Raw genomic sequence first — 19,303 nt, forward strand, 5'->3', positions numbered from 1 at the left:
AGAGACAATGGACAGATTAGATTATTATATTGAGAAACAATATGGCAATGATCCTAAGTGGTTTGAAGAGGAAATCATTCAGGGCAGCCATGCACAGAGGATAAGTAATGTTATTGCCAATAGAGATTATTTAAGTGGCAGACATAAGGTTTTACTGCGTCAGGACAGCCAATATAAGGGCAAGACATTAGTTGTTAATAAAACAGTGATTAACTATGCTAAGACCGTTATTAAGTTCCATAATACATTTTTATTAGGACATCCGACTGCTTTATCCTGCAATGATGAACATACACTGAATACATTTAATGACATCTATAAATTAGGACAGTATGCTACTGTTGATTATGAGATTATAGACCGTGTAAATAAGTTTGGTGACGCATATGAAGCAATCTATGTGGACAATGGAACGATTAAGAGTAAGGTGCTTGATAATGCTTGCAGTTATCCTGTATATGACGATATGGGTGAGTATATTGCCTTTATAGAGCATTGGACAGACGCATATACGGCTATTTCATTCTGGAATGTATATTATCCTACCTATGTTGAACATTGGGACAATGAGGGTGGAGAAATGCGTTTAACATCAACAGATAACAGTGTTGGTCTGCCTATCCATTATCATAATTTCAATGATGAGGATTATAACTTCGGTGTGGCTTTATTGAATGATATTAAGCCGATTATGGACGCATTAGAAGATGTTATGGCTAAGATGAGTGACAGTATCTATGTGAATGTAATGAATCCTATGCCTGTGGCTATTGGACAACGTATAGAGAGTTCTATTCCTGCTGATGCAGTTGGTTATGTAATGAACCTTGATGTGGGTGATTTCAAGTATGCTAATTGCTCATTGGATTATAACTCAATCAAGTTGTATCTGGATAATATGAAGCAGTTTCTTAATGATGTGGCTTGTATGCCATCTGTATTAGGTTCTAGCACTAATATTGCGAATATCTCAGAAGTTAGTATGCAAATCTTACTGATGATGGCAAGTGTGTATGCTGATGAGAATAAGAAATGGCTCAATATTGGATTCCAGAAACGATTTGAGATGTTCAAAAAGATACTTGGTATGCAGGGAATTAAGGTGGATAGTGATGTAGAAGTCATTTACAATGTGGCTATGCCTGTTGCATCTACTGAAATGATTGCTAATCTGAAAACACTTCAAGAGATGGGAGCAATTAGTAAGGAAACAATTATGGAAAAGACCGAATATGTCAGTGATGTAGAGGTTGAAAAGAAGCGTTTGAGTGGTGAAAATGTTTCACAAGATGTTTCACAGAAGGTTGATAATCCTAGTAAAAAAGTAGAGATTAAATAAATGTTTCACGGAATGTTTCACGAGTGAAGTAAAATTAGCGTCTATATGTGGTATTTCAACATAAATATGCACACTATATATAGACGCATTTTGCTTTACAGACCACTAGGTTTAGTGGCTAAACGCATCAAAACTGGACAAATTGACAAATCCAATAATAAATTCGGTCTGATTTGCGATATGACACTGTACTGTGCTAAAGTAATCTGAATTGTAGATACATCAGACACAATTCCATATCCATCAGGCAGAAAAGAGTGGATAATAGTGTAGTATTGTACACTGTTCAAAACTGGTGCTACGGTATTTCCACATTTTTCCGTGGGATTAGGGGTATCAGATGGGGATATAATCAGAAGAAATCTCGATTTCCTTGGCTTACATTCACTTGACTATCAATCAAGTGAGCGTTTTAGGGGTGATTTGAGCCGATTTTGGGGTTAAATGTGACCAGATGTAGGGTGATAGAGCCGATAATGTGGCTGTACGAATCCATTGTGCAATATGTACAAATGGGTGAATGGATGTTCGTTGTGCAATACGGAGAAAATATAGTACTATTTTTGTGCAAAGTGACGGAACGATTCAGAGCAAATTTATTTAAAGATTTGTGAATTTCTGAAAAAACTTCAAAACAATTCGGTTTATTGTCAGACAATTCAAATGTTAAATTTTTGTGAATTTTTTGCGTTACCCCTTGACTTCAAAAATTTTTTTCCTTAATCAGAAAAATCCCCACAGAGCAATTTTAGGGTACACATTATCTGTGTAACCTGACACAACCTAAGTCGGCATATCGCCCCCTTTAGGATATGGGGATAATTCAAATCCGAAAGTTTCGGAATTGCCAGAGCCGAATTATTCGGTTCTGCCAAAAGAAAAAATTTTTACTTTGCCAAAAACATCAAACGACCATCAAGGTTTACCAAATTTGGTGTAAGTCCAAAATAAAATAAGATGCCCGAACAGGACACCTTACTTTCTCAACTTATCTACTAACTGTGAAACAAGTTCCACGGATTCATCATCAAGACCAGTAACATCCACATTTCTCTTATCAGTAATTCCTAAGAGATAATCTGTAGATACATGGAATATACGAGCCAACTTTATCAATGCTTCATATGAAGGATAACGGCTACCTGATTCATAGGAAGATACAGCACTTATGGCTAATCCTATTCTATCTGCTACTTGCTTTTGAGTTAATTTCTTCTCAGTTCTGAGAGATCGTAGTTTTTCTCCCATATTCACCAACTGTATCACCTACTTTCACTGATAGTGTATCAATTAGTGTTTCCATATTGGTGAAATGAATTTCTATATTACGGAAATTTTTATTGAAAATGCCTACAGTTAATGGTACAATTTAACTAGAATGTCTAGGATATTAGTACAAAACTATTCATATACCGAAAGGGGATAGGATTTATGAGGAAGAAATTTGTAGCAATTATGTTTACTGTAGCAGCATTATCATTAGTTGGTTGCAGTAGTAATGATGATTCTGCGTCAAACAGTTCATATGATGATTCATATACTACCAATGACGACACTGATAGTGATTCATCATATTCAAGTAGTTCGTCTTATGATGATTCTGATAGTGACTATAGTTCATCGTATAGTAGTGGTTCATCTAGCAGTAGTTCGTCAAGTTCCATTGAACATTACTGTGATGCTAGTGGATGTACAAAAGAAGGTACGAAAGCGGTTACTGGCTTATCTGGGGCAACAGAGTATTATTGTCAGGAACACTATGATGAGATGCAAAGTATTATAGGTGATATGGAAGAAGATGTTGGAAGTGGCTCTTATTCTACACATAAATGTGAGGAATGTTCAAAAGAGGGTACACATGAACTTACAGGATTAGATGGTAGTCCTGAGTATTATTGTACAGAGCATTACAATGAACTTGTGGACATTGTAAATAGTTTATACGGAGATTAAGGAGGAATTTATTATGGCTAATAATAATGGCAATGGTGGCAACGGATTAACATTCTGGGGAATGGTAGGTGCAATTCTTGTTGCTTTAGTGATATTTAGTTTAATCGGATAATGAAAAGAAAAAATATATGTCTCATTGCAATTACTCTTGCGTTATATCTGATAAATCAGTTCATAAAGACAAGAATCACCATCGAACCTGTGAAATGGTTTCTGTCATGTTATTTTAATGATACAATCGGTGGAATAACCTTTATGGCATATTGTGGTATAATGCTTGAAGTTTTTCATAGAAAGATGATGAAATTGTGGCAAATACTATTATTGATGGCTTGTTGTGGATTCTTTTGGGAATATATAACACCGCTTTATAGGAATACAATTTCTGATCCATGGGATATTTTGGCTTATGTATGTGGCGGTTTTATCTACTGGCTCATAATAAGGAAGGAACAAATAGAATAAACAAAACCTAAGAGGATGCGGATTTTTTTCGTATCCTTTTTTATTGCATATAATAATGAAAGGAGACACACATGAAAGTATTAGATAGATTAAAGATGGAGTTATCCAATCAACAGTATTTCTCTGATGAGCAATACATTCAGTTCCTTACAGAGAACTCATTAACTCAGACAGATGAATATGATAAATCAACAATGCAGAAGTCATTACTGTTCACTGTTGTTGATGTACTTGAAGCCGTTACAAATGATATAGATTTAATGACAGGTATCAGTACAGAGTTCTCAAACATTGGACAAGCGTATGAGTTCTTAGAAGCAAGAATACAACAGGTGAAAGATAAGATTGCAGCCATTCCAGATGAGAATGAGGACTATAATTGTTTCTCACTGATGTATACTAGGGATAGAATTTAGCAGTTGACACAGATGGATTTTTAGTGTATTCTATGGATAAGTCACAGATAGTTATACGAATTATCAATAAAAAAGTTATATGAGTTTCTTGATTACAAGGGAGTTGCTTACAGTTGGTAGAGCACTTGACTTTTAATCAAGTTGTCGGGGGTTCGAATCCCCCGTGTCTCACTTTATTAAGCTTACTGCATTTTGTAGTAGGTTTTTTTATTTATACGGAAATTTAAAGCCGGCGTATTGGTATACTTCTATATCAATATGCCGGCTATTTTTATGGTATAGAAAAATGCTCGTAATGTAGAATGAAGTCAACGAGAATTGCGAAGCAATTCTTGGAGGGCAAAACCAGCGGTTTGCCCTTTTTATAGTATAGGAAAATTGATATTTATCTAAGAAATGATATATGGAATATTTGACAGAGAGTTGATAGCATATTAGTAGTGAGAAATACGAAAGCTTGATATGAATGCTTTCGCACTTGAATGGGACCTACAGAGCTCGAAGCAGAAAAGATGGAGGAATCGTGTGATGAACATGGAACAGAAGTCGAAACGGTTGGAACGCGGAGCAGGGATATTATTACCAATCAGCAGTTTACCGTCTCCGTATGGAATTGGATCACTGGGGCAGGAGGCATACTATTTTGTGGATCAACTGAAAGAAGCGGGTCAGCGGTATTGGCAGGTATTGCCGGTGGGACCGACGAGCTTTGGGGATAGTCCATATCAGTCCTTTTCGACATTTGCGGGGAATCCGTATTTTATTGATCTGGATATGCTGCAAGAAGAAGGTCTGCTGAAGAAGGAAGAGATTCTCAGTATTGACTGGGGTAAGCTGGCATATGATGTGGACTACCAGAAGATGTATGTGAATCGGTTTGGTATATTAAAGAAGGCATTTCTGCGGTGGCAGGAGAAAAATGCGGAGCGAAAAGATGAAAGTGTAGATATAAGGAAGAAAATAAGTGAAAAAACAGATCTGTCCAATTATCGGGACTGTATGAACCTGTCCGATTATCAGGACTTTGTGGATAAAAATAGGGACTGGCTGGAGGATTATAGTCTTTTTATGTCGTGCAAAGATTATTTCGGTGGAGTTGAATGGCTGTCCTGGAATGAGGACATACGATTCCGTGAGAAATCTGCACTGGAATATTACAGGCAGCTTCTGAAAGAGAAGATTGAGTTCTGGTGTTTTGTGCAATATAAGTTTTTTGAGCAGTGGAGTGCGTTGAAGGAATATGCAAATGGCAAAGGAATACAGATCATAGGAGATATTCCGATTTATGTAGCACTGGACAGTGCAGATGTGTGGGCAAATCCCGGACAATATCAATTGGATGAAACGCTTCATCCGGTGGATGTAGCAGGATGCCCGCCGGATGCATTTTCGGATTATGGACAGAAGTGGGGCAATCCAATCTATGACTGGAAGGTTATGGAAAAGGATCACTTCCGTTGGTGGAAAAAGCGTATCCGGGCGGCAGGCAGTATGTATGATGTGGTGCGGATCGATCATTTTATTGGAATTGTGAGATATTATGCGATTCCGGCAGATGGTGTGCCTGTGGATGGAGCATTTCGCGAGGGACCGGGAGCGAAGCTGATAGAGGCAATTGATGAATCAATCGGTGATGCAAAGGTGATCGCGGAGGATCTTGGTGTGGTTGTTCCGGGAGTGCGCAAGCTGCTTGAGCAAAGTGGTTATCCGGGGATGAAGATTTTGGAATTTGCGTTTGACGGAAACAGGGAGAATGAATATCTGCCGCATAATTATGAAAGAAATTGTGTTGTGTATAGCGGGACACATGATAATGAAACACTGCTGGGATATTTCGATTCACTGCCGGAAAAGGGATATACATATCTGCAGGACTATACCGGTGTGAAGAAGAGGGAGGAGTTGGCGGATGCCGTGATCCGTTTGGCTTACCAGAGTGTGGCAGATACGGTGATCCTTCAGATGCAGGACATTCTGAAAAAGGATAACGATGCCAGGATGAATCTTCCGTCGACAATTGGTCAGAACTGGCGCTGGCGGTTGAAGAAAGAAGAATTTGGAGAGAAGCAGATTGCTTTTCTTGCAAAACTGGCGGATATCTATCATAGATAAAAGGAAACACAAATAAAAGAGAAAAGATAGAATTTATCTTAGAAAATAACGATAAAGGAAAATATAAACAAGGGGAAATACTAATTTAAAGTAAAATTATAGGTTTTATATTACCAATATAGTTAAAAGAAAATACAAATATAAAACAATAAGAAAAATTAGAAGTAAATTAAAAACCAACTAGCAAAACATTATAATCAGGAGGAGAAAAATGTTAGAGAAATTTGTAGAGGATCGTTACCGGAAGAGTTTGAAGGAATGCAGCAATGAGGAAATTTATGTGGCACTTCTGGAGCTTGTGAAACAGCAGGCACAGGGGAAGGAAAGTCCTGCAAAGAAAAAGAAGGTTTATTATATTTCGGCAGAATTCTTGATTGGAAAATTATTGTCGAATAATCTCATTAATCTCGGACTTTTTGATACAGTGAAAAAGGAACTGGAGGAAAATGGAAAGAGTATTTATGAGATTGAGGAGATTGAGCCGGAGCCTTCATTGGGAAACGGAGGACTGGGACGTCTGGCAGCATGTTTCCTTGATTCTATTGCAACGTTGGGGATTCCGGGAGATGGTATTGGTATTAACTATCATCTGGGACTTTTCAGACAGGCATTTGAGAAGAATCTGCAGAAGGAGTATCCGAATCCATGGATTGAGAAGGAGAGCTGGCTGACCAAAAGAGAGAAAAGCTATACCGTAGAATTTCGTGATCATGTTGTGAAAGCGTCTCTGTACGATATTGCGGTCACAGGCTATGAGAACAGAACAAATCAGCTTCATTTGTTTGATATTGACAGTGTGGAGGAGAAGATTACCGAGGATGGAATTTCTTTTGATAAAGAGGATATCGAGCGTAATCTGACATTGTTCCTGTACCCGGATGACAGCGATGAGAAGGGACAGCTTCTTAGAATTTACCAGCAGTATTTTATGGTATCAGCGGGAGCACAGCTCATCCTGGAGGAGTGTGAGGCGAGAGGCTGCAATCTCCATGATCTGCCGGAGTATGCGGCAATCCAGATTAATGATACACATCCGACAATGGTGATCCCGGAGCTGATAAGACTACTTCTGATCCGTGGTATCTGCATTGAGGAGGCAATGGAGATCGTTGCGAAGACATGTGCCTACACGAATCACACGATCCTTGCCGAGGCGTTGGAAAAATGGCCGGTTGATTATCTGAAAAAGGTTGTACCGCAGCTTCTTCCAATCATACATATTCTGGATAATGAGGCGAAAAAGAAATATCCGGATGAGGCGGTAGCAATTATAGACAAGGAAAATCGTGTTCATATGGCACACATAGATATGCACTATGGATATAGTATAAACGGTGTGGCGTATCTGCATACGGAGATTTTGAAGAACAGTGAATTGAAGCCGTTTTATGAGATTTATCCGGAGAAATTTAATAATAAGACGAATGGTATTACATTCCGCCGCTGGCTGCTTCATTGCAATGAGGAGCTTGCTTCATGGATCGAGGGGCTGATCGGCAGCGGTTTCAAAAAGGATGCGATGGAGCTTAAAAAACTGCTTTCTTATCAGAAGGATACGAAGGTGCTGGAGAGTCTGCTTGCGGTAAAGGCAGAGAAAAAGAAACAGTTGAAGGAATATTTGCTTCGGACACAGGGCGTGGAGATCGACGAAAACTCCATCTATGATATTCAGGTGAAGCGTCTTCATGAATATAAGCGTCAGCAGTTAAATGCATTATATATTATCCATAAATATTTGGAGATCAAGCGTGGCGTGATCCCGGAGAAGCCGGTTACCGTGATCTTCGGAGCAAAGGCAGCTCCGGCGTATGTGATCGCAAAGGATATCATTCATCTGATCCTGTGCCTGCAAGAGCTGATCAATAGTGATGAGCAGGTTAGTCAGCATCTCCGTGTGGTGATGGTGGAGAATTATAATGTGAGCAAAGCGGCACAGCTCATTCCGGCGTGTGATATTTCTGAGCAGATTTCGCTTGCGTCGAAAGAGGCGAGCGGTACAGGTAATATGAAGTTTATGCTGAACGGTGCACTGACGCTGGGAACCATGGATGGCGCAAATGTGGAGATTGCAGAGCTTGTCGGAAAGGAAAATATTTATATTTTCGGTGAGGACAGTGAGACGGTCATTCAGAGATATGCGGATGGAAGCTATGTGTCAAAGGATTATTATGAAAAGGATGCGAAGTTAAAGGAGGCTGTTGATTTTATTGTCGGAGAAGAAATGATGGCAGTAGGAGATAAAGAACATCTGACGCGTCTGTATAATGAGCTGTTAAATAAAGACTGGTTCATGACTTTCCCTGATTTTGAGGATTATATTGCGACAAGAGAGCGGGCATATCAGGAATATAATGACCGTATGGCATGGGCGGAGAAGATGCTGGTAAATATCGCAAAGGCAGGATTCTTCTCATCAGATCGTACAATTGCACAGTATGAAAAGGAGATCTGGAAGACGGGGACTTTGTAAAAGTAAAGTGGAAACAAGGAAAAAAGAGTCCCAAAAGACGGACTTTGCAGAAAGCAAAGTGTAATAGTAGAAAATCGAGATTAAGAAAGAGCTTCCGGAAAGCAAAGTATAAGAATAGAAAATCGAGATCAAGAAAGAGCTTCCGGAAAGCAAAGTATAAGAATAGAAAATCGAGATTAAGAAAGAGCTTCTGGAAAGCAAAGTATAAGAATAGAAAATCGAGATCATGAAAGAAGAAAATTCAGGGAGCAAGGGATAAAAAGGAATAACAAAGTTCTAAAAAAGGGACTTCGTATAACTAAAATAGAAGTGATTAAAATAATAAAAGAAATAATGTACTCTCTTCCGGCAGAAATGCCGGGAGGGGGTTATTTCGCATTTTATGAGATTATGAGAAAGTTTGTGTTTGGGTTTCGGGAGAGTGTGTGGTAAACTAGAGAAGGACAGAAGCAGATATTGCGGAAATGAGGTTGGCTATGATTCGGATATTGATCGTTGATGATGAAAAGATAGAGAGAAATGGAATAAAGTTTTTGTTGAAGCAGCTTCATATGGAGGCGCAGATCCGGGAGGCTGTGAACGGTGTGAAGGCGTTGGAAGCCCTTGAGGAGGAGCCGGCGGATATTCTGCTTACAGATATTAAAATGCCTTTTATGGACGGTCTTACGCTGGCAGAGAACGTGGTGGAGAAGTATCCACAGACGAAGATGGTGATCTTCAGTGGATATGGCGAGTTTGAGTATGCCAGGAAGGCGATGAAGTCCGGCGTAAACAGCTATATTTTAAAGCCGGTGGATCCGGAAGAGTTTCGCAGTACCATGGAAAAAGTTCTGCAGGAAATTGAGGGAGAACGGCTGGAGGACGAGCGCAAGGAGAAGAACCGAAATTTTGTGAAGGAGCATGTGATATTATCGCTTTTGAATGGGGCGGCACCGGAGGATTTGGCGAAAAGTCTGGGAGATATGGGCAGCCTGGAATATGTGCAGGATTTTCGGAATATGATGCTGCTGGAATTTGACCGGGAATTTTTCGGGAGGACCGGACTTGATTTTCAGGAAAATCTGCGCGAAGAAATGAATGAGCCATTCCTTTATCTGAATATGAATCCACAGCAGGGAATCATACTTCTGGAGCGTTCTATTGAGATCGAGGCGAGACGGGAGATGGCGCAGAAACTGCAGGATACTATTGAAAAGAAATATGGGGATAGGTGCTATATTGCCGTGAGCAGAGAGTTTGAACATCCTGTCAGACTGGCAGAGGAGATGGAACGTCTGGAACTTCTCATGGAGAATAAATTTTATGCACCGCAGGACCGGGTATTTTGTGAGGAGGAGCAGTCAGAAGCCAATCTTTCGGAGATTGATGATGACACTTTGATGAAGCAGATCCGTCAGGATATCAAGGTGAAGGATATGGTGGGACTTCGCCGTCATTTTGAAAGTCTGTGTGAGAAGTATCAGAGCAAAAAGAATTTTTCACAGATGTATGTGAAATTTATCTTTTCTAATTTATTGAAGGATATTTATGAAATTCTACCGCAGGAGAAATCGGTGGGACTGAATCAGGAGATTGACCGGCTGTACCGTACGAATGATTTTCAGGAGGTCACAGAACTTCTCAATGAGGGTATCCGTCTTTTGGAACAGAGCTTTGCAATCAATCCGCAGATGGAGCATCGGGAGATAGAGACGGTGAAGCAGTATATTTATGCACATTACGATGAGGAGCTTTCCGTGGATATGCTGGCGGAGCAGGTATTTCTGGCACCAAGCTATCTGAGCCATATTTTTAAGAAGGAGACGGGGCAGAATCTTAGTAAGTTTATCAAGGCGCTGCGTATGGAAAAGGCGAAGGAAATGCTGGAGCAGACACATAACAAGATCGTCAACATCAGCTACGCGGTGGGGTATCCGAATGTGTCGTATTTCTGTCAGAGCTTCCGCGAGTATTATGGGGTAAGTCCACAGAAATACAGGAATCAGTAAAACTGCGCAGCGATAATTATTAAGAGAAAAATAAAATTGTGCAGGGTTAAATCACCAACAGCAATTAGTAAATTAATACAAGTTTAAATCAGCTATAAATTTATAGAAATCAGTAAAATAAACAATGTCATGCGAGATGGCACCAGAACGGGGAAATATATGAAACACAGGATCGGTCAATGGTTTAAAAATGCCAAAATACAAAAGAAAATAATGATCATATATATCTGTATCGGAACGATACCTATTCTGCTTTTGGGACTCTTTGCGTCCGGACAGGAGAGAAAAACGTTGATGGAGAGGGAGCACCGTAACATTGAAGATTCGGTGTCGCAGGGGGCATCGCAGTTAAAGTCACAGATTCTTGTTTATAATAATCTGTCCGATTATATTGCGTTTAACCAGCCGATTTCCGATGTGCTGATCGGTGATTATGACAATATATTTTCCATGTATGAGCAGTACACGGCAACGGTAGATCCGGTACTTTCTTCTTTGAAATATTTTAATCCGAATATCAATCAGATCACGATCTATCTGGATAAAAATATTGTGAAGCATGATACAATGGTGGATTCGCTGCAGACGATCGAGGGTGAAAAATGGTACAGACAAAATGAGTCTTCTCTGAGCCAGAAGGTAAAATGGATCATCGATGCAGAGAATAAAACATCGTTTTCGGCGAGAACCATGCCAATCATGGAGCAGAATAAGCAGAAGGGAATCCTGTATCTGGATGTAAATTATGATTCGTTATTTGCAGGCTTTGATGATATTTCAAGAGACAGCTACGGCCTTTATATTGTTGACAAGAAGGGAAATGTGTTATTTGAGAAGGATACCTTTTCGGAGAATACGGCTTCGAAAAATAATACAAAAACGACAGCAAAGAAATCGCAAGAAAAGAGATTATCTTTTCCTGCTCTGAAAAAGAAAATGGAGGCGCAGGAGAACGGAAAGAAAAGCAATTATCTGATCGTTTCCGCAGATGCGGGGGTGGATGACTGGAAGATCATTGTCTATCAGCCACAGAAAATGATGGCGAGAGAGATTCAGACGCTGCTTGTGCTTGTCATGGGAATTATCGCGGTATGTATCATCACATCGGTGGTGGCATCCTTGGCATTTTCGCGGTTCGTGGTGCGCGATATCAAACGTCTGCGTGACAATATGCAGGCGGTTGAGGAAGGCAATATGGAGCTGATGGTTACCAGCGACGCCGGAGATGAGGTCGGCAGTCTGATCCGTGGCTTCGGAAGTATGCTCGGAGAAATCAACCGGCTGATCCATGAGGTGTATGAGAGTAAGCTGACGCAGAGAAAGTCGGAAATGACAGCACTTCAGGCGCAGATCAATCCGCATTTCCTGTATAATTCGCTTTCTCTGATCAACTGGAAGGCGCTCGAGGCAGGGCAGCAGGATATCAGTAAGATCACGCTGGCGCTTTCTTCGTTTTACCGGACATCGCTCAACCGTGGCAAGAATGTTCTGACAATTGAGAAGGAAATTGAGAACATGAAGTCGTATCTGGAGATCCAGCTTTGCATGCACGATAATGATTTTGATGTGATCATGGACATTGATGAGGAGATTCTGCCATACCAGACTCTGAACCTTTTGCTGCAGCCGCTTGTGGAAAATGCGATTGATCACGGTATTGACCTGAAGGAGGACGGCAGAGGTTATATTAAGATCATCGGGCGGAAAGATGCCGAAAATATTTACCTGACGGTGGAGGATAACGGCGTTGGAATTGAGCCGGAGATATTATCCTCAATTCTGGAATTTAAGACAAAGGGATACGGTGTGCGGAATGTCAATCAGAGGATCCGTTTGTATTATGGGGAGGAATATTGTCTGCGGATCGAGAGTGAAGTAGGAAAAGGAACAAGGTGTACGATAAATATTCCACAGAAATCAAATGATCCTGCGGATGGAACATCCTAAAATCAAATCTTGTCATTTTATGGCATATACGCTATTATAGATTTGATATTATTATAAGTTGGAACCAGGTGTTCACAATAAAAGAAAAGAGGAGAAAAAGATGGATAAGGTTATTTTAGCCTACTCAGGCGGACTTGACACAACTGCAGTTATTCCATGGTTAAAGGAAACATACGGCTATGAGGTTGTTTGCTGCTGTATCGACTGTGGACAGGGTGAGGAGCTCGATGGATTAGAGGAGCGTGCAAAGCTTTCCGGAGCATCCAAGCTTTATATTGAAGATGTTGTTGATGATCTTTGCGAGAACTACATCATGCCTTGTGTACAGGCTGGTGCTGTTTACGAACATAAATATCTCATGGGAACTGCTATGGCAAGACCTACGATCGCTGCAAAGCTGGTAGAGATCGCCCGCAAGGAAAATGCTGTTGCTATCTGCCACGGTGCAACCGGTAAGGGTAACGATCAGATTCGTTTTGAGCTTGGTATCAAGGCACTCGCTCCGGATATCAAGGTAATCGCTCCATGGCGTGATGACAGATGGGGTATGGATTCCCGTGAGGCAGAGATTGAGTATTGTAAGGCACACGGCATTGATCTTCCGTTCGGAACAGATCAGTCCTACAGCCGTGACAGAAATATCTGGCATATCAGCCATGAGGGACTTGAACTTGAGGATCCTGCTCAGGCACCAAACTATGATCATATGCTTGTTCTTGGCGTTACACCGGAGAAGGCACCGGATGAGGATGTAGAGCTTTCTATTTCCTTCGAGAAGGGTGTTCCTACTGCTCTGAACGGCAAGAAGATGAAGGTTGCTGATATCATCCGTGAACTGAATACGATCGGTGGAAAGCATGGTATCGGTATTGTTGATATCGTTGAGAACCGCGTTGTTGGTATGAAGAGCCGTGGTGTATATGAGACTCCGGGTGGAACTATTCTTATGGAAGCTCATCAGCAGCTTGAGGAGCTTGTTCTTGACCGTGATACGATCGCACTTAAGTTAGAGCTTGGCAGCAAGCTTGCAAGCATTGTATATGAAGGAAAGTGGTTTACACCGGTTCGTGAAGCAATCTCCGCATTTGTAGATGTTACACAGCAGTATGTGACAGGCGAAGTTAAGCTTCGTCTCTACAAGGGCAATATCATCAAGAACGGAACAACTTCTCCATATTCTCTTTACAGTGAGTCACTGGCATCCTTCACAACAGGTGATATGTATGATCATCATGATGCAGAGGGATTCATCACATTGTGGGGTCTTCCACTGAAGGTTCGTGCAATGAGAATGAACGAGTTAAAGAAGGATAAGACGAAATAATTATCTGTTGAATATTTGCAGAAAGATAAACAGCTCAGATTTTTTAAAAATCTGAGCTGTAATTTTTTACTTTAAAAGCTCGCGGATCATTTCCGCCGTATAGGTGACGCAGACCATCTTCTCTGCCTCGATACGGTACAGTGCGTTTGCAGCAATGTGTTCTGCCGCCTGCTCGATATCGCGGATGCCGGAGGTATCCTTGAAAATCTCCATTACTTCATCTAATGCCTCATCGGTGATCACGATCTCCTCGCTGCGAAGTCCGATTCTCTTTAATACCTTTGGCATTGCAAAACGTGTGAAGATCACACGCTTCTCTTCCAGGCTGTAGTCCGGCAGCTCGATCACGGCAAAACGTGACATTAAAGGTGCGCTGATCGCATCCTTGTCGTTGGCGGTTGCAATCGGATAAACACCTGTTGTCGGAATATTACATTCGATGTAATTGTCCGTAAATCCGAGATTGTCCAAAAGAGTCAGCAGTACGTCCGCCGGATTTCCATTGCCTTTGCCGGCAGATGCCTTGTCAAGCTCGTTAATGATAAACAAGAGGTTGGAGCTTTCTGCATTCGCAAATGCTTCCATGATCAGACCGGGCTTTGCATTTGCGTAAATTCGGGAGCTTCCGGTAAGCTGCTCCGGATCGTTGATCGAACTCATCTCCAGTGTCGTCCAGGACATTTTCAGGATCTTTGCCACGGCATAGGCAATCTGGGATTTACCGGTACCGGCAGGACCGATCAGAAGGATACCGTATGCCGGCAGTGTATGGGTACGGTTGATCTGAATGATCGTTTCAATGATACGCTGCTTTACGTTGTCAAGTCCGTACAACTCTTCATCCAGGATTCTTCTAGCCTCGACCGGATCGATCGGCTGGAAATCCGTATTCTTCCATTGGATATTTAACATGATCGAAAGTGCGCGCTGTGCGTGGCGTCGTTCCTCCGGTGTCACCTCGGTAGACTTGGCTACGGCAAGATTACGTCTCGCCCAGAGACGGATATTGTCTGGCAGTGTGCTTCCTGCGCACATCAGATAATCGGTGATGCTCTGGATGCTTGTCAGCTTCATATCATCCGAATCCTCGATCTGATCGAAATCAACAACCTCCTTGGACGGAGCATCACTCTGCAAAAGGCGCTCGATCATAAACTGCAGGAATCCATTCTCGCCGGAAAGCTTTGTTCCTCTCATTGCCACGCCGGTTTCGTAAATTTTATAAACGGCATAGCCCTTATCGGTGCCGGCACCGGAAAGCTTCACCATGATATGATTCTCACCGAGCCATTTGACCAACTTCTCAAAACGTGCATCGATCTGAAGAATGTCATGTGATGTCTTCTCATCGTCACAGACAAATGCGGTTCCCTTGGTGGGAGCGGTAAACATACCGGAAGCATGATGTGAGAGCTTCTCCTCTCCATTGTCCAAAAGCATAATCGGATGGGAAGCATCCGGCACTCTTTCGCTGGAGTATACCAACTCGTATGTCTTCTCTGCCTTTACGGCATCTTTCTTTTCTTGGTTAAAATCAAAAACAGGCATCTCGTAACCTCTCTTTTCTATATTGTGATGTAGGGGCAAAGGTATCTGTCCCTAAGCTGATGCCATGGACTGCTATGTGATCTTCGCAATCCTGCATCAAAATTATAGGATGAAATGAAAAAATTAGCAACTGCTAATTTTGAATTACACACCATAAATACAATTCATAGAAAAAATGATATTCGCAATAAAAAGAACTAAATTCGCAATATATTTGATTGTTAGAAAAAGACGGAAATGTTAAACTCAAACTAAATATGAAATATATATGGGGTTCGTGCGGAAACAGACTTTTGCACGTAAATTTGTTTTTATGGTTTTGAACATGTGGGTGCATTGAAAGGGACAGGTGTTTTTATGAAAAAATGGCAGAAGATTTTGATTGGTGTAATTGTTGTCTGTGTTGCTTTGATCGCAGCGAATGGACTGACAATGAAGGGATTTTGTTATACGCTCAGTTATCCGGGTGGAGAGATGATATTTATGGAAAAAGGTCATTGTTATGTGGGGCTTCCGGGTTCCAAGAAAAGCGAGGAACTTTCCGGAGTAAGCTATACCGGCAGACCGCAGAAGCTGTCAGACACCAAGGATGTATCGGATACTTATAAAACTGTTTTGTGGACATTTGTTTCCGTGGATCAGGGAAGATGGGTTGGTGTCCATTTTCTGAACCGCAGCTTTCTCGTGCAGACCAGTGGATTTACAAAGGCAGAGAAAAAGTCTCTGGATCATTATAAGTATGTTGCGGGAAAACCTTATTTTGTATTTAAAAATAATGGAAGTTCGTGGGATTATCCGGAAGAATATCAGGAAAAAGCAAAAGAAAATCTGTTACAAAAACCTTCGAAATAAATCTGAATATTTTGTGGCAAAAAGCCATTCCAAAAACGTTCTGAATATTTTTACGGCGGAAAGCCTTTCAAAACGTAAGGAATTCTTAATCCCTTTGCCGGCGATTCCATGCTATCATGAAATTACGATAAATTGATATATGAAATGTTTCGTTGAATATATCAGAGGAGGGATTTCATGAAAAGATCGAACGTGAAAAAGGGAATTATAGCAGCGGTTGTTCTGTGCCTTGTATTTCTGCTGGGGGCAGTTGTGGTGCAGAATATGCCGGATCGTCGGACAAAGCGGTCCACGAAACAGACCGGTACAGGGAAAGAAAACGATTCGTCGGAAAGTCAGCACAGTTTTAGTGGGCTGTCGACTTATATTATGGGAGAGGCGTACGGAAGTTGTGGTATGTATTACAGCTCGGATAACGGTGCTCTGTATTATCTGGATGCGGCAAGCGGTAAGGAGTCGATCGTATGTACAAAGACAAACTGCGAGCATAAAATGGACAGCATGAAACCATCCGGCTGTGAGGCTGATTTTAACCATGTCGCAGCATTTGTTCCGAGTGGAGAGAGACTTTATTACATACCGGCGGATCCACTGGGAGAAAATACGCCGATGGAAATCTGGAAACAGGATCTGACGGGTGGCAATCAGAAAAAGATTTTGTCTCTCAAGGGAAAAGAAAATACAGGAATGATCATTCAGGGGATGCTGTGCGATGGCATGCATATGGTGGTCGGATTTATAGAGTATGGCCGTTATACCAAAAAGGGAAAATATGTTGAATATGGATCCTTTGACCAGAAGAGCGGTCTGTATGTTATCAATATGAACGACTGGAGCTATCAGTGTATTTATCTGAAGGAAGGATCTTCGGAGGATGGCATGTTAGGAAAAAATGCATGTCCGACCATTTCTACAATGTCTATGGGAACAGAAAGGGTATGGGCATACTATACTTACTATGATTCAGGATTTGATCCAAAGAAATATAATAAAATGACGGATAAAAACCGGATCAAGTATATGAGTAAACATTCGCATTTGATGCGGGGCGATTTTTCTTTGTCGGATGTATCGCTGTACACTATCATTCCGCAGGATGGCAATCACAGTAATACGTTTTACGGAAACTGGTGTTATGATCAGGATTATTCCGGAAATTTGCTTGCAACGAATCTGCCGACTGGCGACAGTTATCATATCTACAGTTCTCCTGCAACGGAAAAGCACAGGGAATGTGACAGTGGATATCGGGGAGTTGTAACAACAGAAAACAGCATTTTTTATGTGGTATGGAATAAAAAGAGGGAAAAGTATGACTGGTATCGTTATGACAGAAAAACAACGAAGAAGACGTGTATTGCGTCTCCGGCTGTAGACTGTCATCCGCAGGGTGTTGCAGGAGATTATATTTATGGGGATCTATTCTGGAGCGATGATCATATGGAACGCTGTGCGATTCCAATCAAGGAGCTGGAAAAGGGAAAATATCAGTTCCCGGAGAAATCAAAGGAAGAGGCGGCAGCAGATCAGAATAAAGAAAATATTGATCCGGACGATACGGTGATCTGGGGTGTGAATGATAATAATCTGCCATCGGATGAAGCCGTTAAGGAGATCAACAGTTATTTAAAGAAAAAGGGGTATGATTTTAAGGTTGCTTTCACAAATGTACAGGATTCGGATATTGACAATATTGCAAAGCAGCATCCGGAGATTGATATTCTGCAGGCACCGGCAAACCATGCAACGGATAATCAGGCGGCAGCAACATTGAAGTCCGGTTATTTTGAACCATTGACCTCGTTTTTGTCGGCCGATGGAAAGAAGCTGAAGGCACAGTTTAGCAAGCTTGACTGGAAAAAGGTTGAGGTTAACCGCGAGATTTATTCTGTCCCAAATTCGAATCAGACTTATGAAGGAATCTATATTGCTTACAGCAATAAATTGAAAAATAAAGCATCAGCCGGCGATGCAGATACGCTGGAAAAGGTCGGAAAGATCCTTACCAATGCAAATGTAAAGAGCGTGAAATATCCGGTGATCCTGCAATCCAATTTGGCGGGAGGAAACCTGTCCGATTTTACGGACAGTGATTACTGCCTCGGTCTTGCGCTGAACCGCAACAGCAAAAAGCCTTCCCTGTGGTATGAAGATAAGAGTGTTCGTGCCGTATATCAGACATTTAATGAATGGTATAAGAAGGGATGGCTCTCAGAAAAAAACAAACTTTACGATCAGGAAAATACGAATAAGAATGTTAAGAAAATAGAGACGGCACTGAAAAAGGGAGACTGGCTGGTAACGATCGGATACGGTCCATGCAGTGAGGAAATAAAGAAGCAGTCGGCTTATGTGGTACGTCCAAAGCACATTGTATTTTCAAATTGTAATATGTCTACCGGTGTGGCGGCTGCGTCTAACTGCAAGGATCAGGCAGAGACATTTCTGATGCTGGCATACACGGATCAGACGATCGCGGATCTGATGCTGTATGATATCCGGAAGGGAAATTATCAGGTGAAAAATAATGTAGTCTGTGATTATTCAAAGGATTATGCATTAAGTGTGATCTGGAGAAGAACGGATTTTGGAAATCAGATCGCAGCGACACAACTTGACACGGATGTGGAGTCTGCGACACATCGTAAGAAATATCTGCAGTCCTACAATGCTGCGGCATCTCCGCTGATTGGCTTCCAGCCGGATACGGACGGATATGAGGGCGACCTTGAGGTATATATACCGGCACTGCAGAAGGGGGAAGATATCTGGCAGGCGAAGAACTTTGATGATGAGTATGACGGTCTGATGGGCAGAATTTCGATGCGGAAGATAAATAAGTTCTGTTCTGAGGTCGCAAAACAGATCAACGCATGGAAGTAAGGAGTC

Annotated in this window: 12 protein-coding genes; 10 read left to right on the forward strand and 2 right to left on the reverse strand. The window is 41.4% G+C overall.

Features of this window, described 5'->3' with window-relative positions:
* The first annotated feature begins 7 nt into the window (after window positions 1-7).
* Window positions 8-1,339: a phage portal protein gene (locus tag DXA20_RS01740; RefSeq protein ID WP_118559055.1), complete on the forward strand. Its 1,332-nt coding sequence runs from the start codon at window positions 8-10 to the stop codon at window positions 1,337-1,339.
* 975 nt (window positions 1,340-2,314) lie between these two features.
* Here DXA20_RS01740 and DXA20_RS01745 read toward each other — a convergent pair.
* The gene (locus DXA20_RS01745; protein ID WP_155176663.1) at window positions 2,315-2,587 is read right to left on the reverse strand and encodes a helix-turn-helix domain-containing protein; all 273 of its coding nucleotides are present in this window, start codon (window positions 2,585-2,587) and stop codon (window positions 2,315-2,317) included.
* Window positions 2,588-2,770: 183 nt separating this feature from the next.
* Here DXA20_RS01745 and DXA20_RS15975 point away from each other — a divergent pair, with 183 nt between their 5' ends.
* From DXA20_RS15975 to DXA20_RS01785, 7 genes are all read left to right on the forward strand, one after another.
* Window positions 2,771-3,292 carry a hypothetical protein gene (locus tag DXA20_RS15975; protein WP_147403665.1) on the forward strand — a complete coding sequence of 174 codons (522 nt, stop codon included), beginning with the start codon at window positions 2,771-2,773 and terminating at the stop codon, window positions 3,290-3,292.
* Between the two features lie 536 nt (window positions 3,293-3,828).
* Complete coding sequence (locus DXA20_RS01755) at window positions 3,829-4,173, forward strand: hypothetical protein (RefSeq protein WP_118559058.1); 345 nt, start codon at window positions 3,829-3,831, stop codon at window positions 4,171-4,173.
* Window positions 4,174-4,701: 528 nt separating this feature from the next.
* Entirely contained in the window at window positions 4,702-6,285 is a 1,584-nt protein-coding gene (gene malQ / locus DXA20_RS01765) for a 4-alpha-glucanotransferase (protein ID WP_243100489.1), read from the forward strand.
* Between the two features lie 211 nt (window positions 6,286-6,496).
* On the forward strand, window positions 6,497-8,755 hold the full coding sequence (gene glgP / locus DXA20_RS01770) for a glycogen/starch/alpha-glucan family phosphorylase (protein WP_118559059.1): 2,259 nt from the start codon (window positions 6,497-6,499) through the stop codon (window positions 8,753-8,755).
* A gap of 476 nt (window positions 8,756-9,231) precedes the next feature.
* Complete coding sequence (locus tag DXA20_RS01775) at window positions 9,232-10,743, forward strand: response regulator transcription factor (protein ID WP_118559060.1); 1,512 nt, start codon at window positions 9,232-9,234, stop codon at window positions 10,741-10,743.
* 213 nt (window positions 10,744-10,956) lie between these two features.
* On the forward strand, window positions 10,957-12,690 hold the full coding sequence (locus DXA20_RS01780) for a cache domain-containing sensor histidine kinase (RefSeq protein WP_158577091.1): 1,734 nt from the start codon (window positions 10,957-10,959) through the stop codon (window positions 12,688-12,690).
* Window positions 12,691-12,790: 100 nt separating this feature from the next.
* Window positions 12,791-14,014, forward strand: coding sequence for an argininosuccinate synthase (locus DXA20_RS01785; RefSeq protein ID WP_022305514.1), 1,224 nt, complete (start codon window positions 12,791-12,793; stop codon window positions 14,012-14,014).
* A 66-nt stretch (window positions 14,015-14,080) separates the two neighbouring features.
* On the opposite strand, the gene DXA20_RS01790 is transcribed toward DXA20_RS01785, so the two are convergent.
* A complete protein-coding gene (locus DXA20_RS01790; protein ID WP_118559062.1) occupies window positions 14,081-15,562 on the reverse strand; it encodes an AAA family ATPase in 1,482 nt (493 codons plus the stop codon).
* 357 nt (window positions 15,563-15,919) lie between these two features.
* On the opposite strand from DXA20_RS01790, the gene DXA20_RS01795 reads away from it, so the two are divergent.
* Window positions 15,920-16,414: a hypothetical protein gene (locus DXA20_RS01795; protein ID WP_118559063.1), complete on the forward strand. Its 495-nt coding sequence runs from the start codon at window positions 15,920-15,922 to the stop codon at window positions 16,412-16,414.
* A gap of 177 nt (window positions 16,415-16,591) precedes the next feature.
* Entirely contained in the window at window positions 16,592-19,297 is a 2,706-nt protein-coding gene (locus DXA20_RS01800; protein ID WP_118559064.1) for a hypothetical protein, read from the forward strand.
* The last annotated feature ends 6 nt before the right edge of the window (window positions 19,298-19,303 follow it).

Origin of the sequence: Roseburia sp. AM59-24XD (genome assembly GCF_003478445.1) — a bacterium.
In the GTDB taxonomy this organism is placed as follows: domain Bacteria; phylum Bacillota; class Clostridia; order Lachnospirales; family Lachnospiraceae; genus Jutongia.

Excerpts from the sequence above, each read along its gene's own strand:
- DXA20_RS01740 (WP_118559055.1), top strand. The coding sequence starts at position 8 with ATGGACAGATTAGATTATTATATTGAGAAACAATATGGCAATGATCCT.
- DXA20_RS01800 (WP_118559064.1), top strand. The coding sequence starts at position 16,592 with ATGAAAAGATCGAACGTGAAAAAGGGAATTATAGCAGCGGTTGTTCTG.
- DXA20_RS01795 (WP_118559063.1), top strand. The coding sequence starts at position 15,920 with ATGAAAAAATGGCAGAAGATTTTGATTGGTGTAATTGTTGTCTGTGTT.
- DXA20_RS01775 (WP_118559060.1), top strand. The coding sequence starts at position 9,232 with ATGATTCGGATATTGATCGTTGATGATGAAAAGATAGAGAGAAATGGA.
- DXA20_RS01790 (WP_118559062.1), bottom strand. The coding sequence starts at position 15,562 with ATGCCTGTTTTTGATTTTAACCAAGAAAAGAAAGATGCCGTAAAGGCA.
- glgP (WP_118559059.1), top strand. The coding sequence starts at position 6,497 with ATGTTAGAGAAATTTGTAGAGGATCGTTACCGGAAGAGTTTGAAGGAA.
- DXA20_RS01745 (WP_155176663.1), bottom strand. The coding sequence starts at position 2,587 with ATGGGAGAAAAACTACGATCTCTCAGAACTGAGAAGAAATTAACTCAA.
- DXA20_RS01755 (WP_118559058.1), top strand. The coding sequence starts at position 3,829 with ATGAAAGTATTAGATAGATTAAAGATGGAGTTATCCAATCAACAGTAT.
- malQ (WP_243100489.1), top strand. The coding sequence starts at position 4,702 with ATGAACATGGAACAGAAGTCGAAACGGTTGGAACGCGGAGCAGGGATA.
- DXA20_RS15975 (WP_147403665.1), top strand. The coding sequence starts at position 2,771 with ATGAGGAAGAAATTTGTAGCAATTATGTTTACTGTAGCAGCATTATCA.
- DXA20_RS01780 (WP_158577091.1), top strand. The coding sequence starts at position 10,957 with ATGATCATATATATCTGTATCGGAACGATACCTATTCTGCTTTTGGGA.
- DXA20_RS01785 (WP_022305514.1), top strand. The coding sequence starts at position 12,791 with ATGGATAAGGTTATTTTAGCCTACTCAGGCGGACTTGACACAACTGCA.